Below are 23,395 nucleotides of genomic sequence, written 5' to 3' on the forward strand. Positions count from 1 at the left end.
TGTGTCAAGTCACATCACCACTGGGAAACGTATCACGGCCCAAGCCCGTGCATATCAGAGCGGCAAAACGAGGCGGCACCATGCCACAAAGCAGTTTTGCACAGTTCTTGTCGGTCTCGGGGCGTCTGCCACGGCTGGACCAGATGGCGCGTGAACCTGTGCGAATCGGCTTTCTCGCCCCGCTGAGCGGTGTGGCCGAAGGCTGGGGGCGGCCGGGCCTCAACGGCTGCCACATCTGGGTGGATCAGGTGAATGCGGCTGGTGGTCTGCGCATCGGGGCGGAGCGGAAGCGGGTGGAGCTTTTACCATTCGATTGCGGGGATGACCCGGCACGTGCGCAGGTGGGTGCCGCGCAGCTGGTGGATGAGGGTCAAGCACAACTCATCCTCACCCTGGGCGGCGCGGGCCCGCGCGCGGCGCAGCCCTTTCTCAATGCGCGCCGGGTGCTCACCTCGACCCTTTTGCCAAGTGATCTGTCGCCTGACACTCCCTATCTGATCGCGCCTAGCGAGGTGCATCCGGTCTATGCGGTCACCGGGGTCTCCTATCTCTGCCGGGGCCGCGCGCCGCGCCGGGTGGCGCTCTGTGCGCAGGTCGATGCGATGGGCTTGCCATCGCTTGCGACCTATCGCGCGGCCTTCTCCGCCGAGGGGGCGGAGGTGACGGCAGAGGTTCAATACCCAGCCGAGGGCGGCGATGCGCGCGCGATCGTAGCCGAGATGATGGCGGATGGGCCGGATATGCTCTGCTGGTGCACCTCCTATCCGCCCATGGTGCAGGCGCTGACTGAGGCGGCGTTCGCGGCGGGCTTCACAGGCCAAATCCTGTCCTGCACACTTGATAATTACGCGCGGCTCATCGCCCGCACTTCGCCCGAGTTCATGGAGGGCGTGACGTTTCAATTCCCGGATTTCGATGATCCGGCGCTGGCCAATAAGGCGTTCTTCTTCAACCGCCCCAAGGCGTTCTACACCGAATACAACGCCCGCTTCCCCGGAGACTGGAGCGCTGTGAGCTGGGAATACGCCGCCATTCTCGACATCTGGGGCGAGGCGGTGACCCATGCTGCCTCCACCGCATCAGGCGCGGTGATGGCCTCGCTCAAGCAAAAGGGGCAGGTGATGCACGCGTTTGGGGCTGCGGAGTGGTGGGGGCGCGGCCTTTTCGGCGTGGACAATGCGCTGGTGGGTGACTGGCCCGTGGTGCAGATCCGGCGCGGCAAGGCGCGCATCGTCAGCTTCGAATCCGTGCCCGCGTGGCTGGGTCAGCACGAGGCGGCGCTGCGTCGAGAAATGGAGGCGCTTGGGCAGATGTGGTATCAACGCCGCGCGGGGCTTGAGACCTTGGTGGCGCGCTGACCTTTATATGTCGCGAGCATTTCGAGAAAAGCAGCGCCTCAGGGTTTTCTCGAAGCGCTTTAGCCGTCTTGCAATAAGAGGCGCTGTTCCTCGATCAGGTGCAGCTTGATGAACTCCACTGCGGCTTCCGTGTCGCGCGCGGCGATGGCGTTGAACAGGCTGTTATAGCGCTTCTGGTAATCCTCGATCCGGGCCGGTGTGAGGTGGCGCCGGAGCTGTGCCGCGCGAAAACTTTGACGACACGCATCAATCACCAGATCATAGCAACCGGCGATCAAAGGATTGCCCGTCCCGGCGGCGATCTTGCGGTAAAACGCCTCCTCCAAACGCACGAACGCGTCTGCATCGGTGGTGATCGCTTCCATCTCGCTCAACGTCTCACCAAGGGCCTCGATCGCGCGTGGCGGCATGTTGACCACGGCAAGGCGCACCATATCAGGCTCAAGGATGCCGCGCACCACTTGTAAATCAAGCGGGCTTGAGGATGCGGCAATCTCGCTATGGGGGTTGGCGGGCTCTGGTGTGCCGGGAGGGTTCACGAAGCTGCCAGAGCCTGCGCGCCGCCGGATCAGGCCGTGCCCCTCCAACGCATCCAGCGCCTCGCGCACCGTATTGCGTGCGACATGAAGCTCGCTGGCCAGCTGTCGCTCGGACGGCAGGCGCGCATCCACGCCGTAATCGCCGCTGCGGATGCGGGCATAGATCGTGTTGACCACGGTCTGCACCGTTGCGCTAAGAGGCGCGTCATTTGGCAGGGCGGAGAGGACTGGGGCAAGAGACATGGGCGGGGCCTTGGTTGAGCGGGTCGTCCGTAGTTTACCGCGATCCGCAGGGCGGCGGAAGGACCATGCGCCAGATGCAAAAACGCCGCGCCGAGGGATGCCCCCGGCGCGGCGTCGAGTAAGTGTTGCTCGGATCAGATATCGAGCGTGTTGGCCTTCTCCCAGCTGGAGAAATGCGAGACGAATTGGTTCCATTCCTGATGCTTCAGCTTCAGGTAGGCGGCGGAGAACTCCTCGCCCATGGAAGCTTTCAGGCCTTTGTCTTTCTCATACTCGCGCAGCGCGTCCAGCATGTTGAGTGGCAGCTTGGGCGCGCCGCGCACTTTATGACCTTCGGCATACATGTCGATGTCATGGCGCTTGCCAGGATCGGCCTTGGAGCGGATGCCCGAGAGACCCGCCGCAATGATGACCGCCTGCAAGAGATAGGGGTTCACCGCGCCATCGGGCAGGCGCAGCTCAAACCGGCCGGGGCCGGGCACACGCACCATATGTGTGCGGTTGTTGCCAGTCCATGTGACGGTGTTGGGTGCCCATGTGGCCCCCGACATGGTGCGCGGCGCGTTGATCCGCTTGTAGCTGTTCACAGTAGGGTTTGTGATCGCCGCAAGCGCGCTTGCATGTTTCATGATCCCGCCGAGGAAATGCTTGCCGCGCTCGGAAAGCCCCAACTCGCCGGTCTGGCCTTCGCCTTTGCCCGCAAAGACGTTGACCTTGCTGTCCTTGCCCGGTGCGTCCCAGACGGAGATATGCGCGTGACAGCCATTGCCGGTCAGACCCTCGATGGGCTTGGGCATGAAGGTGGCGCGGAAACCATGTTTTTCGGCCACGGATTTCGTCATGAACTTGAAGAAGCTGTGCTTGTCCGCCGTGACCAAGGCATCGTCGAAATCCCAGTTCATCTCCCACTGGCCGTTCGCGTCCTCATGGTCGTTCTGGTAGGGGCCCCAGCCCATATCGAGCATGTAATCAGCGATCTCGCGGATCACCTCATAGCGGCGCATCATCGCCTGCTGGTCATAGCAAGGCTTTGATGCGGTATCAAACTCGTCCGAGATTTCATCGCCCTCGGGGGTCAGCAGGAAAAATTCGGCCTCGATGCCGGTTTTGACATGCATGCCCTCTTCGGCGGCTTCGGCAATCAGACGGCGCAACACGTTGCGCGGCGCCTGCGCCAGATCTTCGTTGTTCATCACGCAGTTGGCCGCGACCCATGCGATCTCGGGCTTCCACGGAAGCTGAATAACCGATGCCGGGTCCGGCACGGCCAGCATATCGGGATGTGCGGGCGTGAGATCGAGATAGGTCGCGAAGCCTGCAAAGCCCGCGCCGTCCTCTTGCATGTCCGCAATCGCTTGCGCGGGGACCAGCTTGGCGCGCTGGGCGCCAAAGAGGTCGGTGAAGGAGATCATGAAATATTTGACGCCATTGTCCTTGGCGAATTTGGCCAGATCGGTGGTCATTTTTTTGGTGTTCCCTGTCGGTGCTGCGTCTGTGAGACGACCCTATTGCGTCGGTGTTGAAACGAACAGGGCGCGAGCCGTTCTGGCCGCGCCCTGCGGGGGGTTCAGAAACTGGTGCCCGGTTTGCCGGGATACCAATCGGTGCCTGCCAGAGGGACGCGTGCCATGGCGGCGGCCTCCATGGTCAGCGCGCACAGATCCTCGGGTTCGAGGTTGTGCAGGTGGTTCTTGCCACAGGCCCGCGCGATGGTCTGCGCCTCCAGGGCCATCACCTTGAGATAGTTGTTGAGATGCCGCCCGCCCTCGATGGGGTCGAAACGTTTCATCAACTCAGGATCCTGGGTGGTGATGCCCGCAGGGTCCTTTCCCTCATGCCAGTCGTCATAGGCGCCAGCGGTCGTGCCAAGCGCGTTATACTCCGCCTCCCAGCGTGGATCATTGTCGCCCAGCGCAATCAGCGCCGCCGTGCCGATGGCAACCGCATCCGCGCCCATGGCCAGCGCCTTGGCCGTGTCCGCGCCGCCGCGAATGCCGCCCGACACGATCAGTTGCACCTCGCGGTGCAGCCCCTGATCCTCCAGCGCGCGCACCGCTTCGCGGATACACGCCAGAATGGGCAGGCCGACATGCTCGATGAACACATCCTGCGTGGCCGCCGTGCCGCCCTGCATCCCGTCGAGCACGACACAATCCGCCCCCGCCTTGATCGCGAGCGTGGTGTCGTAATAGGGGCGCGTGCCGCCCACCTTGACGTAAATGGGCTTTTCCCAGTTGGTGATCTCACGCAGCTCAAGGATCTTGATCTCCAGATCATCCGGGCCGGTCCAATCGGGGTGACGGCACGCAGAGCGTTGGTCGATCCCCTTGGGCAGGTTGCGCATTTCGGCCACGCGGTCCGAGATTTTCTGACCCAGAAGCATCCCGCCGCCACCGGGTTTCGCGCCTTGGCCCACGACAACCTCGATCGCATCACAGCGGCGCAGGTCATCGGGGTTCATGCCATAGCGTGACGGCAAAAGCTGATAGACCAGCTTGTTGGAATGGCCGCGCTCTTCTTCGGTCATGCCGCCGTCGCCGGTGGTGGTGGAGGTGCCCGCAAGCGTCGCACCCCGGCCCAGAGCCTCTTTCGCAGGCCCCGAAAGGGCGCCAAAGGACATGCCCGCGATGGTGATCGGAATATCAAGCTCAATCGGCTTCTTGGCAAAGCGCGTGCCCAGAACAACACTGGTGTCGCATTTCTCACGGTAGCCTTCGAGCGGGTAGCGCGAGATGGAGGCCCCGAGAAACAGAAGGTCGTCGAAATGCGGCACTTTGCGCTTCGACCCACCGCCCCGGATGTCATAGATGCCCGTCGCCGCCGCGCGGCGGATTTCGGCATTTGTCGGGTTGGAGAAGGTTGCCGACTGGATCGGCACGGTGCGCGGTGCGCCGTTATGGTCGTCTTTCATGGCAGCCCCCTTAGTAAGCGTTGTCGATATTGAAGTTATAGAGCTTGCGGGCCGAGCCATAGCGCTTGAACTCTTCCGGCTTGGCGTCGCAGCCACCACGCTCCAGCAGGTCCTTCAGGATCTCGATATGTTCTGGACGCATCTCCTTTTCGACGCAATCCGCGCCCAGCGATTTGACCGAGCCGCGCACGAAAAGGCGCGCCTCGTAAAGGCTGTCGCCCAGCGCATCGCCGGCATCGCCACACACGACCAGGTTGCCCGATTGCGCCATGAACGCGCTCATATGGCCGATATTGCCATGCACGATGATGTCGATCCCCTTCATGGAGATGCCGCAGCGCGACGAGGCATTGCCCTTGATCACAAGCGTGCCGCCCCGGCCCGTGGCCCCGGCATATTGGCTGGCGTCACCCTCGATCACGATAGTGCCGCTCATCATGTTCTCGGCCACGCCCGGTCCGGCAGAGCCTGCGACATTGATCGTCGCCTGCTTGTTCATGCCGCCGCAGTAATAGCCGGTATGGCCTTTGACGTTCACCTCGATGGGGGCATCAAGACCCACGGCGATGGCGTGGCTGCCCTTGGGGTTGATCACCTCCCAGACGGTCTGGTTGGTGTTGGCCGATTGCGCGTGCAGCGCGGAATTCAGATTGCGCAGGCCCTGGGCCTCAAGATCGAATGTTTGCATTTACGCGGCCTTCTCATGTGCTGTTGGGGCCCCTTTGTGGCTCCAGAAATAGACGGTGGCGGGCTCGGGCTCCCACACGCGGGCATGATCGATACCCGGCAGGTTCACCAGCGCGCGATATTCCGAGCCGAACGCCACATATTGGTCGGTTTCGGCCAGAACGGCGGGCTTGCACGCAATGGGATCGCGGACCACGCCGAAGCCGTCCTTGGTGCCCACCACGAAGGTGAAGAACCCGTCGAGATCATCAAGGCTGCTTTCCAGCGCCTCGCCCAGCGTGGCACCGTTCATCATCCGCCACGTGAGATAGGCCGCGCCCACTTCGGTGTCGTTCTCGGTCTCGATATGCACCCCCTGGCGGCGCAACTTGCGACGCAGGCTTGCGTGGTTGCTGAGCGAGCCATTGTGCACGAGACACTGATCCGAGCCGGTGTTGAACGGGTGCGCACCCATCGTCGTCACGGCTGATTCGGTCGCCATGCGGGTGTGACCGATGCCGTGGCTGCCTGACATTTGGGCAATATCGAACCGGGCTGCCACATCTTTGGGCAGGCCGACCTCTTTGTAGATTTCAAGATTTTCACCGCGGCTCATCATCCGAACGCGGGGATTGACCTCGCTCAGGCGGCTGCGCGCGACTTCCAAAAGCTCTGCACCCATTTCCAGAACGGCGTGGGTATCATTCACCCGGATCGACACCGGCCCGCCAAGGCTTTGGGCCATGGCGATATCCAGTCCGGGGAAGTCCTGTTCAGGCACGTCCGATTGGACGACCAGCTTGGCCTTACCCTTTGTATCTGCACCATAAATCGCGATGCCCGCACTGTCGGGGCCGCGATCCGTCATGGTGATCAACATATCCGTCAGCATCTCGCCCAATTTGGGTTCCAACGCTTTGTCTTTTAGAAACAGCCCCACGATACCGCACATAGCACGCATCCTCCCTCAGGTTTGGAAACTTTCGAATCAAAAGCTAGCATCAAAGCTTCATCCGCTCAACTACTGGTAAAATAAATTTCCTCTGAGGCAAAAAAGACTGGCCGGATCGGGAGTCACGTGTTTTCTTAAACTCCTCACGCGCGTATGCGCACCAACGATAATGTCAAACGACAGAGAAACAGGGGAATAATTGTGGAAGAACAGATTGCCGAACTGGCGGCGCAGGTCGCCGCACTTCAATCGTCGGCGGCAACGACGAACACGACATTTGCCGAGACGTTTTACTATCTGACAATCCCGCTTATGATCATCATCCATGCGGGATTTCTTGCCTATGAGATGGGGGCATCCCGGCTCAAGAACGTGCTGAGCTCGGGTGTGAAAAACATCCTCGCCTTCGCGTTCATGATCCCGACCTTCTATTTCTTCGGCTGGTGGGTCTATTGGGGCTTCCCCACGGGACTGCCCGGCGCACCGGGGCCTGCTGGCATTTCTGGTATTGAATACGCCAATGCGATCGCATGGGGTTGGGGCGACAGTGCGCAATATATGGGGCCGAACATTGCTGATCAGGCATCGGGCGTCTTCTTTGGCGCGTTTGCTCTGTTTGCCGCCACAACAGCCTCGATCATGTCGGGCGCCGTTATCGAGCGGATTCAGACTGTCGGCTTTGTCATCCTCGCGGTTGTCCTCGGCTCCTTCGCTTGGGTCGTGGCTGCGGCTTGGGGCTGGCACGCTGATGGCTGGCTGGTCACGCAATGGGGTCTGCATGACTTCGGTGCGGCGGGGCTTGTCCACGCGGTTGCCGGCTTCTTTGCGCTGGGCGTTTTGATCAACCTTGGCCCGCGCATCGGCAAGTTCAACGCCGATGGCACTGCAAACCACATCGCAGGGCACAACATGCCTCTGACGGTTGTGGGTCTGATGCTGATCATCGTTGGCTTCTGGGGCTTCCTCATGGCCTGCGTTATCGTGCCGGGCGAGGCATGGTCATGGTTCGCGGACAAGCCTTCGACCATTTACGGCACACCGATTACCCTTTCGGCCTTGTCGTTCAACATCCTCATGGGGATCGCGGGCGGGATCATCGGCTCCTGGGTGCTTACACGTGATCCGTTCTGGATGATGTCGGGCGCTCTGGCGGGGATCATTTCGGTCGCGTCGGGCATGGATATCTATTATCCGGCCATGGCGTTTGTCATCGCCTTCTCTGCGGGGATCATCCTCAAGCCGTGTGCAAACTGGCTTGAAAACCGCGGCATCGACGATGCTGTGGGCGCGGTCACCGTGCACGGCACGATCGGCCTTTATGGTCTGATCATGTTGGGCGTGTTTGGCGCAGGCACTCCGGCGCTTCAAGGCGAAGGCGCTCCAACGATCTCTCTCATCGGCCAATTGGTGGGGGCAGGCGTGTTCTTCCTGCTGGGCTTTGTGCCGGGCTACGTGGTTTCGCTTATCCTCAAGATGCTGGGTATGCTCCGTATCCCCGAGGGTGCCGAGGTTGCCGGTATGGACGAAGTCAAAGTGCCGACGCATGGCTATCCCGAGGGCATCCCTGCTCCCGGTGTAAACCTCGCGCCCGGCGAATAACCAAAGGACAAGGAGAGACTTATGTTCGGTTTTCCATATGATACCGCAGATTGGGCCGTCGTTGACGGGGCACAGTTCATCGGCTGGGGCTCTGCCCTGCCGGGCCTCGCCACTGCGATTGCCGCCATTTTGTGTGTCGCCGTCCTTGTCTACGGGCAGGCGACGGAAGCAAAGAAAACATCGCGCTTTACCAAGTAAGCGCCACATGATGTGATGAAAGGGCCGCCATATGTGCGGCCCTTTCTATTTTTCAGGCATATTGCCTGCCAGTGAAAAAAGTTGCACCATATTCTTGCTTTTTGGTTTTGCCTGAGGCTCAATGTTCGGCGACACTCAACAACAAAACCAACAGGGGGAATCGATGGCCATCATCTGGAGAACATCCGCACTCGCAAAGCGTCATGAAGCAATTGGGGGGGAGCTTGAGGATTGGAACGGCATGGGGACCGCTTGGTTCTATGACCACACGCCCGAGCGCGCGAAGGCCGATTATGAGGCCGTACGCACCAAGGCGGGCCTGATGGATGTGTCGGGCCTCAAGAAAATGCACCTCACCGGGCCACACGCCGCCGCCGTGATCGACCGCGTGACCACACGCAACGTGGACAAGATCATGCCGGGCCGCTCGGTCTATGCCTGCATGCTCAGCCCCGAGGGCAAGTTTGTCGACGATTGCGTGATCTACCGCCTGTCGGTCAATCACTGGATGGTTGTGCATGGCACCGGGACGGGCATGGAGCAGTTGATGGAGGCCGCCGCCGGCAAGAACGTCGCGGTGATCTTTGATGATGATCTGCACGATATGTCGCTGCAAGGCCCCGTGGCCGTGGATTTTCTGGCCGAGCATGTGCCGGGCATCCGCGATCTGGCCTATTTTGGGATCATGCAGACAAAGCTCTTTGATCGCCCTGTCATGATCTCGCGCACCGGATATACTGGTGAGCGGGGCTATGAGATTTTCTGTCAGGGTCGTCACGCGGTGCACATCTGGGACAACATCCTTGAGCATGGCAAAGGCATGGGCATCCGCCCAGTGCAGTTCAGCACGCTCGATCTTCTGCGCACGGAGAGCTATTTGCTCTTCTTCCCCGGTGACAATTCCGAGACCTATCCGTTCGAGGATGGCTCACCCTGCGGCGATACGCTTTGGGAGCTGGGTCTGGAGTTCACCGTCTCTCCTGGCAAGACCGGCTTTGTCGGCGCTGAGAACCACTATGCGCTGGAAGGCCGCGAGCGGTTCAAGATCTACGGTGTGCTGCTTGAGGGCAAAACACCTGCCGATGAGGGCGCGGCCTTGCTGCAAGACGGTAAGCAGGTTGGTCACGTGACTTATGGCATGTATTCCGAGCTGAACGGGCATAATGTGGGCATCGCGCGCATGCCGGTTGCTGCGGCCAAGCCGGGCACGAAGCTGACGGTGCGCAACGCGGATGGCACCGAGATTGCCGCCACCGCACAAGAGATGCCATTCTACGACAAGGACAAGAAGGTCCGCACCGCCAAAGGCTGAGCCCCGAAGCGACACATCCGGGGCGGCCCGCGTGCGGCCCCGGATTTAAACCGCCCCGATGCCACCTGCAGGAGATGTTAAACGCGCATGTCGAAATTCGAATTCCCGCCATCCATCAAAAGCCGCCCCGTCTGGGGCAATCTGGAGCCGCGCCCGGGCAAGCATCATCTGATGATCGCCGAGGCCGAGGGCGCCGAGGCCATTCTGGAGATCGCCACCCCTGATCTCATGGCCAAGACCCACCTCATTTTTATCGCCAAGGGCACCGATTATGGCCCAAAGCTCGAAGCGCTGAAGCCGCTGCAATACCGCGAAACACCCACCTATGGCGCAACCGTGCAGCGGATCGAGCGCGTGCTGAGTGATGCCGCGATGGGCCTTCAGCTTTACCTCACAGGCACCGAAGGCATGATGGGGCAGGTGATGCAGATCGCTGTTACCCACGGTATCCCGCACACCGCTATTCAGACCGAACATCGCGGATCGACCGCGCGCCGGATGCAATGCGTGCATTGCAAAGGCATTACCGAGGACGTTGAGATTGATCCATTTGTCTGCTCCCATTGCGGGTTGAATCTGTTTGTGCGTGATCACTATTCGCGCCGCATTGCCGCCTATCAGGGCGTGTGCATCGACGCCGAAGACCCGGGCAATGTGCCCGCACCAAAGGGGATTTACGAATGAGCGGCGCCGAGAAAATTGCCGTGCGCGTGACAGAAGTCACGCCGCTGAACGAGCTGATCACCCGCTTCCGGTTCGAGCGGACGGATGGTGGCCCGATGCCGATGTTTTCAGGCGGGGCGCATACCGTGGTCGAGATGAAGGATGGCGACGTGACCCGCCTCAACCCCTATTCCCTGATGTCCGACCCGATGGACCAAAGCGCCTACACGATTTCTGTGCGGCGCGATGATGAGGGGCGGGGCGGGTCGCTCTTTTTGCACAACAACGTCTCTGTTGGCGATGAGATGGTGATCAGCTATCCGGTCAACCTCTTCCCCCTCGATCTGCGCGCCAAGAAACACCTCTTTTTCGCAGGTGGTATCGGCATCACGCCCTTCCTGTCGCAGATCAAGCAGATGGAGCGCACAGGCGGCAAATGGGAGCTGCATTTCGCGGCGCGCAATGCAGGTCTTGCAGCCTACGCGGACACGTTGACCGAGCAATATCCGCACCATGTGCATGTCTATTACGACGATGATAATCAACGCATCGCGCTGGAAAGCCTTCTGGATGGGCAGCCCTTGGGCACACATATCTATGTCTGCGGTCCCAAAGGCATGATCGACTGGGTGCGCAAGACGGCCGACGATCTGGGATGGCCGCGCGAAGCCGTACATCACGAAGAATTCCTCGCCCCCAAACCCGGCAAACCCTTTGAAGTGAAGCTCGCGGTGTCGAACAAGGTCGTGCAGGTGGGCGAACATGAGAGCCTTCTGGAGGCGATCGAGCGGGCGGGCGTCGATGCGCCATATCTCTGCCGTGGCGGGGCCTGCGGGCAATGCGAAACGGACGTGATCGACTATGATGGCACTTTCATTCACCACGATCACTGGCTCACCGAGGCCGAGCACGCCTCTGGTGACAAGATCATGCCCTGCGTCAGCCGATTTCAGGGCAAGACGCTTGTTCTGGACCGATAGGAGACGAACATGACCATTCAGTTCAACGATGAGACCTTTCGCGAGGATTACTCCTTCAAAAATTCGCCCTGGGCGATCAAGCGCTTCCCGTTTCCGTTCGACAAGGACGATTACATGTATTCGGTCAACATGGAGCCGCACCGGGGCGGGCGCGAGGGCTCGGTCTTTCAAAACCGATTTGATGTGGATGAGCATTACGTCTCGGAGATGCGCGACCGGGCGCTGGTGTTGGACAATGATCCGCTGCGCTGTCAGTCCTTGCCGCATATGACGCTGGCGGGCTGGGACCTGCTTGAGTTGATCATGGTGGCCAAATCCGAGGATTACCCGGACCTCTTTGAGTTGCACCGCGACGGCAACCAATGGCGTTGGATCAACAAGCCGATGGGGATCGATGACACGTTCACCTTCCTTGATGAGGCCACGCTGCCTTATGGCCCGATGGAGTATATCACCCGGCAGGCCCAAGGCGATTGGGCCGTGCTGGATCAGCGCGACGACAACCTTTGGATGGATGCGGGCATGATCACCACGCAGGCCGATTGGTCGCTCGATTTCGACATCGGGATGAATTTTTTCGAGTGGCACGCGCCGGTGCCCTTGGCCCATGAAAAGGGTATCTTCGTGCGCGCGCTGAAATTTCTTTTGAACATTCAGCAAGGCGCGCCCGCGCGGCGGCTCAACTGGACCATGACGGTCAATCCGCTCCTTGATACTTCACCCGAGAACTATCACAAATGGGGTATCCAGAAGACCGAGCTGACGCCCGAGAACCTTGGCGCAAAACAGCATCTACGGGTGGAGCTTCAGACGTTCTACCGCCTGCCGCGCTCCAACGCGATGGTGTTCCCGATCCGCTGCTATCTCTGTGCGTTTCAGGACCTGATGAGCGTGCCAAAATGGGGTCGCCGCCTGCACCGGGTGATCCGGGATCTGCCCGAGGAATTGGCGACCTATAAAGGCTTCATCGACAATCGGCCCATGATGCTGGACTATCTGAGTAAGTTCGATGACGGCCTGCCAACATCGCCCGGTATATGGCCTGATCTGGACACCGAGCCACCGTTGCAAAAGTAAGGCTTGGAAAGCGGTGCCTCAGGTGGCGCCGCTTTGCGGATAGCTGATGATCGACAAATACCGACAGGGCAGGGTGACCAGACGCTCTGGCCCATGCGGAGCGTCCGCATCAAAAAAGAGCGTATCGCCCGGCTTGAGCGACAGCACCTCGTCCCCGTGGCGATAGTCGACCTCACCTTCCAGCATATAGATCGTCTCGATCCCGGCATGCTGGAAGGTCGGGAACGTGTCTGATTCCGCTGTGAGCGTGATCAGATAGGGCTCGACGATCACGCCAGAGCCGTTGGAGCCGATATGGCCCAGAAGATTGTACTGATGGCCCGCGCGCGTGCCTTCGCGCTGAAGCTCAACTCCTTTGCCGGATTTGGTATGCACCGCCTCGCGGTTTTCCTCAAATTGGCGGAAAAAGCTGGTGATCGGCACGCTGAGTGCATTGGCCAATGTCTGAAGCGTGGTGAGAGAGGGCGAGGTATTGCCGTTTTCGATCTTGGAGAGCATCCCGATGGACAAACGCGTCATGGCCGCCAATTCGGCTACGGTAATTTCCTGACGCCGGCGATGCGCACGCAATTCGCGGCCAATGGCAGTTTCAAGGTTCTTCTCACGGTCATCACGTTGCACTCTGTGTGGGTCTTGGGTGAGTTTTGTAACCATCTCGGGGCTCAATTTTTCTACATTCATGCTGCTTGCTTCATTGGGGTCGAAAGGCACAGACCGGACATGAAAGCGCAAGGGCAAACGCAGGCCGCGTGTCGTTCAGATTATCCTGATAATGCACGCCTGTTTACTCAGAGTAAAACTCTTTTGCACGACCGCTTGGTTTTTAGTGACAAATGGCCTGCCATGGGTCAGCTTGTTTACGCAGGGGAAACCTGCCCGCAAGACGCCCCTGAGGCGGCGGGCTTGGAAACCTGTGGGCCGTCGCCGGACTGGCGGCATTGTGAAATCGGCCCGACTGAGGTGCGGCAGAAGAAAACAAGGATGGGCAGCCCGACCGTGGCGAACCGATCTCTTTGGTGGGTCTCCCAGGCAAAAGAGACCTCTCTTTGGCGCGTATTTCGCGCCGCGTTAACCTTGGAGAAGACAATGAAAACAAGTGCATTCAAATATTGTTCCACAGCCCTGATCGCCGGGGCCCTCTCGACGCTGCCGCTTGGCGTGATGGCGGCGGATAGTGCCGATCCGATCGTGATCCCGATCAACAACTGGTCCTCGCAGATCGTGATGTCCAACGTGATGGGCCAGATTTTCGAATCCATGGGCAATAACGTCGAATACGTGACCGTGGATGCCCAGGCGGTCTACGAATCGATCCGTCTGGGCGATGTCACGCTTCAGATGGAGGTGTGGGAAGGCACGCATAAGCTGTCACTGGAGGCGGCGATGGAGAAGGGCGGCATTCTGGACGTTGGCGATCATGACGCCGTGACGCGCGAAGACTGGTGGTATCCGATGTGGACCAAGGACGCCTGCCCGGGCCTGCCCAGCTGGGAAGCGCTCAACGAGTGCGCGGAGATTTTCGCAACCCCCGAGACGGGCGATAAAGGCCGCTATCTCGATGGTCCCGCCGATTGGAACAAGCACGCGAATGAGCGGGTGGCGGCCTTGGATATGGACTTCATCGTGATCAACGCAGGCTCAGCCGCTGCCCTGTGGGCCGAGATCGGCGCGGCGGAGGCCACAAGACGCCCCATCGTCTTGTTCAACTGGACCCCCAATTTTGCCGAAGCGGTCTGGCCGGGTGAGTTCGTGGCCTTCCCCGAGGCGGTGGCAGGGTGCGACACCGATCCATCCGTGGGGCCAAACCCCGATGCGCTTTACGATTGCGGGAACCCGGCGGATGGATACCTCAAGAAAGCGGCGTGGGACGGGATGCCGGAGAAGTGGCCCGCCGCCTATGATGTGTTGACCAAAGTGTCCTTCACGAATGCACAGATCGCGGAAATGGCCCGGCTTGTGGATGTGGAAGAGCTTGAGCCGCAAGAGGCCGCCGAAGAGTGGCTGGCGGCCAATGAAAGCGTCTGGTCGGGCTGGGTGAACTAGGCTCCGGCGTCATGTTGCCGGAGATGCCCCGCCGGGAGACCCTTGGCGGGGCATTTGCCCGCAAACTGGGTATTTGTCTCTGTGGGGGCGTAATTACTTTCGCGAAAATCTGCATTTTTTCCCAATTATCGCCATCGTGCTGATAATATTATTCCAGAGGGGAAACAAAACTCCGATTCGTTGCTGGTGCAAATGGCCATTGAGCCGCCCTTCCGGGGGAACCCCGAGCCAAAGGCCCTGCACGGGCAACGAAGACAGGAACACGCCCTCCGGACGGCGCGTATATGTGACGCCTTCCAAGCCAACAGGGCTGCACGCGTGAGCAGCTTATAAAAGCGGTGTGATCAAGCGCCGTGTCAACCGGGAGAACTACATGAACAAGTATAAAATCGCATTTGTTGCAGGGGTCATGACGGCCTTGCCGGTCGCATCCTTTGCGGCCGATAGCGAAGATCCGATCGTCATTCCGATTCACAACTGGTCGTCGCAGATCGTGATGTCCAACGTGGTGGGTCAGATCTTCGAGTCCATGGGCAACAATGTGGAATATGTCACGAGCGACAGCCAGGCGGTCTATGAATCGATCCGTCTGGGCGATGTCACCCTCGGCATGGAAGTCTGGGAGGGCGCGTTTGGCGCATCTTTCCGCGCCGCGCTTGAAAAAGGCGGGATCGTCGATGCGGGCGATCATGACGCCGTGACGCGCGAAGACTGGTGGTATCCGATGTGGACCAAGGACGCATGCCCGGGCCTTCCAAGCTGGGAAGCGCTGAACGATTGCGCCGAAGTGTTCGCCACGCCTGAAACCGGCGACAAAGGCCGCTATCTTGATGGCCCCGTTGACTGGCTCAAGCACGGCAAAGAGCGTGTTGAAGCACTGGAGATGGACTTCGTTGTGATCAACGCTGGCTCCGCCGCCGCCCTTTGGGCCGAAATCGGCGCAGCCGAGGCCGACAAGAAGCCCATCGTGGTCTTCAACTGGACGCCCAACTTTGCCGAAGCTGTCTGGCCCGGTGAATTCGTCGAATTCCCCGAGTGGGTGGACGGATGTGACAAAGATCCGGCCGTGGGTCCTGTGCCGGATGCGCTTTATGAGTGCGGCAACCCTGCCGATGGCTACATGAAGAAAGCCGCTTGGGAAGGCATGGAAGAGAAATGGCCAGCAGCCTATGAAGTGCTGACCAAAATCTCCTTCAACAACGCCCAGATCGCCGAGATGGCCGTGATGGTCGACATTGACGAGATGGAGCCTGAAGAAGCTGCCGAAGTGTGGCTGGCCGAGAACGAAGCTGTGTGGAAGCCTTGGGTTAACTAAACCCCAGCACGCACACCTCAACATCAGGCCCCGTCCGTATGTCGGGCGGGGCTTTCTCATTCTTTAAGGACATGCCTCTATGAGCGACGCCCCGGTCATCCGCTGTGAAAATGTTTGGAAAGTCTTTGGTAACGATCCAAAGAAATATCTTGCCAGCATGCCTGAAGGACGCAGTTTCGACGACATTCGCGCGGATGGATACATTGCCGGAGTGAGGGATGTGAACATTGAGGTCGCGCGCGGCGAGATGCTCGTGATCATGGGCCTTTCCGGCTCGGGTAAGTCCACTTTGGTGCGGTGTTTCTCGCGCCTTCATGACATTACAAGCGGCGTGATTAACGTCGATGGGCAGGACATCGGCAAACTGTCCGAAAAAGAGCTGATCGACCTGCGCCGCAACAAGATGGGCATGGTGTTCCAGAGCTTCGGCCTTTTGCCGCACCGCACGGTGTTGGAGAACGTGGCCTTTCCTCTGGAGATGCGCGGTCAGGACCGTCACACCCGCTTTGAGCGCGCGATGGAGGTCGTGAAGCTTGTCGGGCTTGAGGGGCGTGAGGATTACTACCCGCGCGAGCTTAGCGGCGGACAGCAACAACGCGTAGGTATCGCCCGCTCCTTGGCGATTGAGCCTGATATCTGGTTTCTTGACGAGCCGTTCAGCGCGCTCGACCCGCTTATCCGCCGCGAGATGCAGGACGAATTCCTGCGCCTTCAGGGGCTTTTGGGCAAGACCATCGTCTTTATCACCCATGACTTCGACGAGGCGCTGCGCCTTGCCGACCGGATCGCCATTATGAAGGACGGCGCGGTGGAGCAATGCGACACCCCCGATCAGATCGTGCTGCATCCAGCCACCGAATATGTCCGCAAGTTCACCGAAGACATTGACAAGGCCCGCGTCGTGCATGCCTCTGTCCTTGCGGATGCGAAGGCCACGGGCACGGGCGATCCGGTCGATGCGGGCGCCACGGTGCATGATCTTGCGAGCCTTCTGGTCCAAGACACCCGCGAAGAGATCCCTGTGATGCGCAAAGGCGCTTTGATCGGTGCGTTCAACCGTCAAGATGCGCTCAATATTCTGGTGGGGCTCAACTGATGACCACACTCAGCACAAATGCAGTTCCCGCCCTAAGTGGCATCAGCCGCCCGCGCTTGGCGCTGGTTCTGGTCCTGATCGCAGCCGTGCTGACCATCGCGCAATATCTGGGCGCTCTGCCCGCGGCCCTGCACCGCATCCCCGAGGCGATGATTCCGCCAATCGCGCCCTTCCTTGATCTGATCTTCAATTTCGTGAAGGATGATTTGGGCCTTCTGGCCTTCACCCGCTTTCTGACCGAGGGTCTCGAATGGGTGCTTGATGCCACCGCCAACCTGCTCTTTGGCAAGCGGCGCTGGCCCAATCTTGGGCCGATCCCGTGGTCGGCGGTGGCCGCTGTCGCCGCGATTGTCGGCTATTATCTCGGCGGATGGCGTCTGGCCCTTCTGGCGGGCGGGACCTGTGTGTGGACCGCCATGATTGGCCAATGGGACATCGCGATGCAGACCATGTCGGTGCTTGTCGTCGCAGCCCCTCTGGCCTTCATCATCGGCCTGTCGCTCGGTATCCTTGCATGGCGCTCCGCGCGCTTTAACCGCGCGATCAAGCCGATCCTGTCGGTGCTGCAAACGCTGCCCTTCTTTACCTATCTCCTGCCCGCGGTCATTTTCTTCAAGGTAGGCCCCACGGCGGGCGCTGTGGCCACGACGATTTATGCCATTCCGCCGATGATCCTGATGACCACGCTGGGCCTGCAAAAGGTCTCTCCGGATGTGGTGGAATCGGGCCATATGAGCGGCTGTTCGCGCTGGCAGCTGCTGCGCCATGTCTACCTGCCCTCGGCCCGGACCGAGATCCTTGTGGGCGTGAACCAAGTGATCATGCTTTGCCTGGCCATGGTCGTTCTCACGGCCTTTATCGGGATGCCCGGCCTTGGGGCCAAACTGCTTCAGATGATGGGCAGCTTCAAACTAGGCCGCAGCTTCGAGATCGGCGTGACGATCGTTTTGGTCGCCGTAACGCTGGACCGGCTTTCCAAAGCATGGGTCGCCAAGCAACCAGAGCATTTCGAGCGCGGCACGCCGTGGTGGAAGCGGCATTTCACACTGGTGCTTTGCATTGTGGCCTTCGTGACATTCACCCTTCTGTCGCAGGTCTTTGCGATCCTCGGAGAGGTGACGCGCCAGCAAAACTTCAGCCAGGGCCGCGAGATCGACGACCTGATCAAGGCTTTCGTGAACCTTGATCCGGTTCAGGCGGTCACGGGCTGGCTCAGGGCTTTCCTGAACGTCAAGATCCTGATCCCCTTCCGGGATTTCCTGCTTAGTATCCCGACACCTGCTTTCATCATCTTGATGGCCGCTTTCGCCCTCTGGGTCGGCGGGCGCAGGCAGGCGATCATCGCGGCGGCCTTCTTCACCTTCATCGCGATCACCGGCTGGTGGGATCGTTCGGTCATCACGCTTTATTCGGTGATCTCGGCGGTGACGCTGGCAATGCTGCTGGGCCTGCCCCTGGCGATTGCGGCGGCGCGCTCGGAGAAATGGTCGCAACGTATGCTTCTCGTCTGCGACACGGCACAGACATTCCCGAGCTTTGTCTATCTTCTGCCCGCGATCATGCTCTTTGGCATCACGGATATCGCGGTGATCTTCTCGATCCTGATCTTCTGTATGGTTCCGCTGGTGCGCTACACGATCGAAGGCCTGCGCACTGTGCCGCTTGAAATGACCGAGGCCGCCGACATGGCGGGGGCTACCAGGCTGCAAAAGCTGCTCAAGGTGCAGCTTCCTCTTGCCCTGCCCACCATGGCCGTTGGCTTCAACCAAGCCATCATGTTCGCCTTCTTCATGGTGATCATTGCGGCCTTCATCGGCACGCAGGATCTGGGTCAGGAATTGCAACGCACCCTTGCGGGTACGGATCTGGGCAAGAACTTCGTTTTGGGTATCTGCGTGGCGCTCATGGCGCTGACGTTTGATTTGACCATCCTGAAATGGGCCAATGACAGAAAACGTGCGCTCGGTCTTGAGGACTAGGATCTGAAGCCAGCCGAGTTTTTGGGTATTTGAACCAAGAAAAAGCTGGCTTCGGTCCGCTTCCAAATTCCTGAGAGCGCGGGTGCTGTGCGGAGGTCCAGCAGGCGCGCAAAATCTTTGGTATTCAGCGTATTGAACTGGCTTGATAGCGCCTCGATTTCATCTGCTCTTGCTTTGCCGAGAATAGGGCCGGGAAAGCTGTGAAATTTTGATGATATGCCTGCGAGGCGGGTGGCATAGTGAAGGGTCTGTATAGTCACTGCCTTGATCATGTCATGGGTCAGCGCATTAGCGCGCGCCTTGCGATACCCACAAGCCGCGTGGTCTATCCGACCACCGCGACGCCCATCGTGTCGGTGAAGGTTTCAAAAGGTATGGCCATCAGTTGGGTATCCTTGATCTGCGGATGCATATGCGCGTCACTTTGGCGTAAAGCTGCAAGTGGGATACGTAGCCATGCGTCAGTCGGGCTAACCGAGCGGCACAGTAGCATTATGGATATCCGATGGCTGAGAAATGGTGCTGTGAGGGAGGATTGAACTCCCGACCTCGTCATTACCAATGACGCGCTCTACCACTGAGCTACCACAGCACGATTGGCCGGGTGAGTAATGCCTTCTCCTGCTTGGCGCAAGCCTAATCTGGACCTGCCCCGGCCCCTCATGTAGAGAAGCGACATGGCACACAAGGATGCTCCGAAAAAGCCCGCGAAGACGGGCGAGACACGCGAAGATCGGCTGAGTGCGGCACTCAAGGCCAATCTTGCGCGGCGCAAGGCGCAGGCGCGCGCGCGCGGTGATGGGATGGACGGTGCTGGGCAGGATGGCGCTGGGCAGAATAACGCCGGGCAAGATAACAAAGGGTAGCAGGCAATGGATTCGATCATCGTGACGGGCAATGGCCCGCTGAGCGGCAGCATACCGATTGCCGGGGCGAAAAACGCGTGTCTCACGCTGATGCCGGCCACGCTTCTGAGCGACGAGCCGCTGACGCTGACCAACGCGCCGCGCTTGTCGGATATTCGCACCATGTCGGAGCTTCTGGGCTCCTTGGGCGCGGAGGTGTCAACGCTTCAGGATGGCCAAGTGATTGCGTTGTCGAGCCACAACCTCACCTCGCAGCGGGCAGAGTATGACATCGTGCGCAAGATGCGCGCCTCTATCCTCGTGCTGGGGCCACTGCTGGCGCGGTTTGGCCATGCCGAGGTGTCGCTTCCCGGTGGGTGTGCGATTGGCGCGCGCCCGGTTGATTTGCACCTCAAGGCGCTTGAGGCGATGGGGGCGGAACTTGAGCTGTGCGAGGGCTATGTGCATGCGCGGGCGCCCGGTGGGCTGAAGGGGGGGATCGTGGATTTCCCGCTGGTCTCCGTTGGGGCCACGGAAAACGCCCTCATGGCTGCGACGCTGGCCTGTGGCACGACCGTGCTCAACAACGCCGCCCGCGAGCCTGAGATTGTCGATCTGGCTCGCTGCCTGCGCAAGATGGGCGCGCATATCGACGGTGAGGGCACTGGCACGATCACCATCGAGGGGGTGGAGCGGTTGCACGGTGCGACCCACCCCGTGGTCACCGACCGGATTGAGCTTGGGACGTATATGTTGGCCCCGGCCATTTGCGGTGGCGAGGTGGAGCTTTTGGGTGGGCGGATCGAGCTTGTGGGCGCGTTTTGCGAAAAGCTGGATGCCGCTGGGATCAGCGTCGAGGAAACGTCGACTGGCCTCAAGGTAGCACGCAAGAATGGCCGTATCCGCGCGGTGGATGTGGCGACCGAACCGTTCCCCGGTTTTCCAACCGATTTGCAGGCACAGTTCATGGCCCTGATGTGTACCGCCGAAGGGACATCCGTGCTGGAGGAGAAAATCTTCGAGAACCGTTTCATGCATGCGCCTGAGCTTATGCGGATGGGTGCCAAGATCGACGTGCAGGGCGGTCATGCCACGGTCACGGGAGTGGAGCGTCTCAAGGGTGCGCCGGTGATGGCCACTGACTTGCGCGCCTCGGTATCGCTGATCCTTGCGGGGCTGGCGGCAGAGGGCGAGACGATTGTGAACCGCGTCTACCACCTTGATCGCGGGTATGAGCGGGTTGAGGAAAAGCTCAGTAATGTGGGCGCGAAGATAGAGCGGGTCAAAGGCGTATGAGCGACGCACGGTTTGAAGATGGTGGCGAGGCCCCGCTGAACCTCGGGGCGCTGGATTTGGATGATCTCAAAGTCATCTCCAGCCTCACGCAGGATGCCGTCTTTCCCATTACCGAGATGTCGTGGCGCCCGTCCGAGCGGCGCTTTGCGCTCCTGCTCAATCGGTTTCGCTGGGAAGATGCCGGGCGCGACCGGCATGGGGCGGAACGGGTGCAGGCGCTTTTGGTGGTCAGCAACGTCCTGAGTGTGGCCAGTCAGGGTATCGACCGATCTGACCCGGACATGATCCTGTCGCTTTTGTCCGTGACGTTTGAGCCGGGCGAGGACGCTGCGGGCCATGTGATCCTGACGCTGGCCGGGGATGGCGCAATCCGGCTGAGCGTTGAGGCGCTGGAAGCCACGCTCAAGGACGTCACGCGCCCCTACCGTGCGCCCGCGGGCAAAGCGCCCGAACACCCCGAGTAAAGAGGCGCTCCTATGCCCTGTTTCCTAGACCATTCTGCGCCAGATTTTGAGCAGGCGTTCACGTCTCTTCTCAATGCCAAGCGCGAGGACAGCCCCGATGTGGACGCTGCCGTGGCAGGCATCATTGCCGATGTGCGGACCCGTGGCGATGCCGCTGTCATCGCGCTGACCGAGCAATTTGACCGGATCGCGCTCACGCCTCAGACGATGCGCCTGAGTGCCGAGGAGGTCGCGCAAGCGGCAGGCGAGGTGCCCACCGAGGTGCGCGCAGCACTTGAGACAGCCGCCGCCCGCATCCGCGCCTATCACGCGCGCCAGATGCCCGAGGATGCGGCATGGGAGGATGAGGCAGGGGCCAAGCTGGGCTGGCGCTGGACCCCTGTGGATGCGGCGGGGCTGTATGTGCCGGGCGGGCTTGCGACCTATCCCAGCTCGGTCTTGATGAACGCGGTGCCTGCCAAAGTGGCGGGCGTCGGGCGGCTTGCGATGGTCGTGCCGACCCCCGGCGGTGCGCTTAACCCCGCCGTTTTGGCGGCAGCGCAGATTGCGGGCGTGGATGAGATTTACCGCATCGGCGGTGCGCAGGCTGTGGCCGCACTGGCCTACGGGACAGAGACCATCGCGCCCGTGGACAAGATCACCGGGCCGGGCAATGCCTATGTCGCCGCTGCCAAACGCCGCGTGTTTGGCAAGGTCGGGATCGACATGATCGCGGGGCCGTCGGAAATCCTCGTGATTGCGGACGCGGCGAACGACCCCGACTGGATTGCGCTGGATATGCTGAGCCAGGCCGAGCATGACGAGAGCGCGCAAGCGATCCTGATCACCGATGATGCGGGCTTTGGCCGCGCTGTGGCCGCCGCTATCGACAAACGGCTGGAGACGCTGGAACGGCGCGCGATTGCCGGGCCAAGCTGGCGGGATTACGGCGCGGTGATCACCGTGCCCAACCTCGATATCGCGGCGGAACTTTCGGACAGAATTGCGCCCGAGCATCTGGAGCTTTGCGTGGCGGACCCCGAGGGCTTGAGCGCCAAGATCACCCATGCAGGCGCGATTTTCCTCGGTCAATGGACGCCCGAGGCGATCGGCGATTACGTCGGCGGGCCGAACCACGTGCTGCCCACCGCCCGCTCCGCGCGCTTCTCCTCGGGCCTTGGCGTGCTTGATTTCCTCAAGCGCACCACGCTCACGCAGATGACGCCCGCCTCGCTCGGTGCCATCGGCCCCGCGGCAGAAACACTCGCGATATCGGAGAGCCTTGAGGCGCATGGCCTGTCGGTGCGCGCGCGTCTGAACCGACTGAACGACTGAGAGCATTGCCCCACGCGCCTGCCCGCGCTACACGGGATTTCGCGAGCCTAAGAGAGTCGAAAGCCATGTCCCGTATCAGCCATATCGAACTTGACGACGCCAACCTGCCGCCCCCCACGCCCGAGATCGAGCAGGAGCGCAAAGTGGCTATGTTTGATCTGATGGAGGACAATACGTTCGCCTTGCCCAAACGCGACGACCGGGTGGTCCCCGATGGACCCTACCGCGTGGGCCTTGCAATCCGCGAAAAGCGGCTGGTCTTTACCATCACCACTGAAGGTGACGATCCGGCGGCCGAATTTCACCTCTCGCTCAGCCCGTTTCGCCAAGTGGTCAAGGATTACTGGACCATCTGTGAGAGCTATTTCGATGCCGTGAAGAACATGCCCCCCAGCCAGATCGAGACCATTGATATGGCCCGGCGCGGCATCCACAACGAGGGCGCGCGCATCCTGGAGGAGCGTCTTGAGGGCAAGGCCGAGATTGATACCGACACTTCGCGGCGCCTCTTCACCTTGATCTGCGTCCTGCATTTCGGCGCTTGA

General features: G+C 60.4%; 23 protein-coding genes and 1 tRNA gene. 16 read left to right on the forward strand and 8 right to left on the reverse strand.

The features are described from left to right. Window positions 1–80 precede the first annotated feature (80 nt). Window positions 81–1,358: an ABC transporter substrate-binding protein gene (locus KUD11_RS05355; protein WP_109385933.1), complete on the forward strand. Its 1,278-nt coding sequence runs from the start codon at window positions 81–83 to the stop codon at window positions 1,356–1,358. Between the two features lie 59 nt (window positions 1,359–1,417). Here the strand turns inward: KUD11_RS05355 and KUD11_RS05360 are convergent, their stop codons facing one another. The 5 genes from KUD11_RS05360 to KUD11_RS05380 all read right to left on the reverse strand — a co-directional run bounded on the left by KUD11_RS05360 (window position 1,418) and on the right by KUD11_RS05380 (window position 6,669). Beyond that, on the reverse strand, window positions 1,418–2,140 hold the full coding sequence (locus tag KUD11_RS05360; protein ID WP_109385931.1) for a FadR/GntR family transcriptional regulator: 723 nt from the start codon (window positions 2,138–2,140) through the stop codon (window positions 1,418–1,420). Between the two features lie 134 nt (window positions 2,141–2,274). After that, complete coding sequence (gene glnT, locus KUD11_RS05365) at window positions 2,275–3,603, reverse strand: type III glutamate--ammonia ligase (RefSeq protein ID WP_109385929.1); 1,329 nt, start codon at window positions 3,601–3,603, stop codon at window positions 2,275–2,277. Window positions 3,604–3,707: 104 nt separating this feature from the next. After that, complete coding sequence (locus KUD11_RS05370) at window positions 3,708–5,051, reverse strand: FMN-binding glutamate synthase family protein (RefSeq protein ID WP_109385927.1); 1,344 nt, start codon at window positions 5,049–5,051, stop codon at window positions 3,708–3,710. A gap of 10 nt (window positions 5,052–5,061) precedes the next feature. Next, a complete protein-coding gene (locus KUD11_RS05375; protein WP_109385925.1) occupies window positions 5,062–5,739 on the reverse strand; it encodes a GltB/FmdC/FwdC-like GXGXG domain-containing protein in 678 nt (225 codons plus the stop codon). After that, window positions 5,740–6,669, reverse strand: coding sequence for a class II glutamine amidotransferase (locus tag KUD11_RS05380; protein WP_109388195.1), 930 nt, complete (start codon window positions 6,667–6,669; stop codon window positions 5,740–5,742). A gap of 201 nt (window positions 6,670–6,870) precedes the next feature. Here KUD11_RS05380 and KUD11_RS05385 point away from each other — a divergent pair, with 201 nt between their 5' ends. The 6 genes from KUD11_RS05385 to KUD11_RS05410 all read left to right on the forward strand — a co-directional run bounded on the left by KUD11_RS05385 (window position 6,871) and on the right by KUD11_RS05410 (window position 12,498). After that, window positions 6,871–8,268 carry an ammonium transporter gene (locus KUD11_RS05385; protein WP_109385923.1) on the forward strand — a complete coding sequence of 466 codons (1,398 nt, stop codon included), beginning with the start codon at window positions 6,871–6,873 and terminating at the stop codon, window positions 8,266–8,268. A gap of 21 nt (window positions 8,269–8,289) precedes the next feature. Then, entirely contained in the window at window positions 8,290–8,466 is a 177-nt protein-coding gene (locus tag KUD11_RS05390) for a hypothetical protein (RefSeq protein ID WP_181375306.1), read from the forward strand. Window positions 8,467–8,629: 163 nt separating this feature from the next. Beyond that, on the forward strand, window positions 8,630–9,778 hold the full coding sequence (locus KUD11_RS05395) for an aminomethyltransferase family protein (RefSeq protein ID WP_109388193.1): 1,149 nt from the start codon (window positions 8,630–8,632) through the stop codon (window positions 9,776–9,778). Between the two features lie 87 nt (window positions 9,779–9,865). Next, window positions 9,866–10,462, forward strand: a complete 597-nt coding sequence (locus KUD11_RS05400) for a dimethylamine monooxygenase subunit DmmA family protein (RefSeq protein WP_109385921.1) — start codon at window positions 9,866–9,868, stop codon at window positions 10,460–10,462. Next, entirely contained in the window at window positions 10,459–11,421 is a 963-nt protein-coding gene (locus tag KUD11_RS05405; protein ID WP_109385919.1) for a PDR/VanB family oxidoreductase, read from the forward strand. The genes KUD11_RS05400 and KUD11_RS05405 overlap by 4 nt, the downstream gene beginning before the upstream one ends. A gap of 9 nt (window positions 11,422–11,430) precedes the next feature. Further along, a complete protein-coding gene (locus KUD11_RS05410) occupies window positions 11,431–12,498 on the forward strand; it encodes a heme-dependent oxidative N-demethylase family protein (protein ID WP_109385917.1) in 1,068 nt (355 codons plus the stop codon). Window positions 12,499–12,516: 18 nt separating this feature from the next. Here the strand turns inward: KUD11_RS05410 and KUD11_RS05415 are convergent, their stop codons facing one another. Then, window positions 12,517–13,152: a helix-turn-helix domain-containing protein gene (locus KUD11_RS05415; protein ID WP_109388191.1), complete on the reverse strand. Its 636-nt coding sequence runs from the start codon at window positions 13,150–13,152 to the stop codon at window positions 12,517–12,519. A 432-nt stretch (window positions 13,153–13,584) separates the two neighbouring features. Here KUD11_RS05415 and KUD11_RS05420 point away from each other — a divergent pair, with 432 nt between their 5' ends. The 4 genes from KUD11_RS05420 (at window position 13,585) to KUD11_RS05435 (ending at window position 18,931) form a co-directional block, all read left to right on the forward strand. Further along, complete coding sequence (locus tag KUD11_RS05420; protein ID WP_109388188.1) at window positions 13,585–14,541, forward strand: ABC transporter substrate-binding protein; 957 nt, start codon at window positions 13,585–13,587, stop codon at window positions 14,539–14,541. 409 nt (window positions 14,542–14,950) lie between these two features. After that, the gene (locus KUD11_RS05425) at window positions 14,951–15,856 is read left to right on the forward strand and encodes an ABC transporter substrate-binding protein (RefSeq protein WP_450103331.1); all 906 of its coding nucleotides are present in this window, start codon (window positions 14,951–14,953) and stop codon (window positions 15,854–15,856) included. A 79-nt stretch (window positions 15,857–15,935) separates the two neighbouring features. After that, entirely contained in the window at window positions 15,936–16,952 is a 1,017-nt protein-coding gene (locus KUD11_RS05430; RefSeq protein ID WP_109385915.1) for a quaternary amine ABC transporter ATP-binding protein, read from the forward strand. Further along, window positions 16,952–18,931 carry an ABC transporter permease gene (locus tag KUD11_RS05435; RefSeq protein ID WP_109385913.1) on the forward strand — a complete coding sequence of 660 codons (1,980 nt, stop codon included), beginning with the start codon at window positions 16,952–16,954 and terminating at the stop codon, window positions 18,929–18,931. Before KUD11_RS05430 ends, KUD11_RS05435 begins: the two co-directional genes overlap by 1 nt. On the opposite strand, the gene KUD11_RS05440 is transcribed toward KUD11_RS05435, so the two are convergent. After that, window positions 18,928–19,203 (reverse strand): hypothetical protein, encoded by a 276-nt coding sequence (locus KUD11_RS05440; protein WP_109385911.1) that lies wholly within the window; start codon window positions 19,201–19,203, stop codon window positions 18,928–18,930. The two genes, KUD11_RS05435 and KUD11_RS05440, sit on opposite strands and share 4 nt — an antisense overlap. Window positions 19,204–19,448: 245 nt before the next feature. Further along, window positions 19,449–19,523 (reverse strand) — tRNA-Thr (locus KUD11_RS05445). A gap of 85 nt (window positions 19,524–19,608) precedes the next feature. Here KUD11_RS05445 and KUD11_RS05450 point away from each other — a divergent pair. The 5 genes from KUD11_RS05450 (at window position 19,609) to KUD11_RS05470 (ending at window position 23,395) form a co-directional block, all read left to right on the forward strand. Continuing rightward, a complete protein-coding gene (locus tag KUD11_RS05450) occupies window positions 19,609–19,797 on the forward strand; it encodes a hypothetical protein (protein WP_109385909.1) in 189 nt (62 codons plus the stop codon). A gap of 6 nt (window positions 19,798–19,803) precedes the next feature. Then, window positions 19,804–21,072 (forward strand): UDP-N-acetylglucosamine 1-carboxyvinyltransferase, encoded by a 1,269-nt coding sequence (gene murA / locus KUD11_RS05455; RefSeq protein WP_109385907.1) that lies wholly within the window; start codon window positions 19,804–19,806, stop codon window positions 21,070–21,072. Next, entirely contained in the window at window positions 21,069–21,536 is a 468-nt protein-coding gene (locus KUD11_RS05460) for a DUF2948 family protein (protein ID WP_109385905.1), read from the forward strand. The genes murA and KUD11_RS05460 overlap by 4 nt, the downstream gene beginning before the upstream one ends. 12 nt (window positions 21,537–21,548) lie before the next feature. Next, window positions 21,549–22,850, forward strand: a complete 1,302-nt coding sequence (gene hisD / locus KUD11_RS05465; protein WP_109385904.1) for a histidinol dehydrogenase — start codon at window positions 21,549–21,551, stop codon at window positions 22,848–22,850. A gap of 65 nt (window positions 22,851–22,915) precedes the next feature. Beyond that, the gene (locus tag KUD11_RS05470; RefSeq protein WP_109385902.1) at window positions 22,916–23,395 is read left to right on the forward strand and encodes a UPF0262 family protein; all 480 of its coding nucleotides are present in this window, start codon (window positions 22,916–22,918) and stop codon (window positions 23,393–23,395) included.

Source organism: Roseovarius carneus (assembly GCF_020141465.1).
Taxonomy (GTDB): Bacteria; Pseudomonadota; Alphaproteobacteria; order Rhodobacterales; family Rhodobacteraceae; genus Roseovarius; species Roseovarius carneus.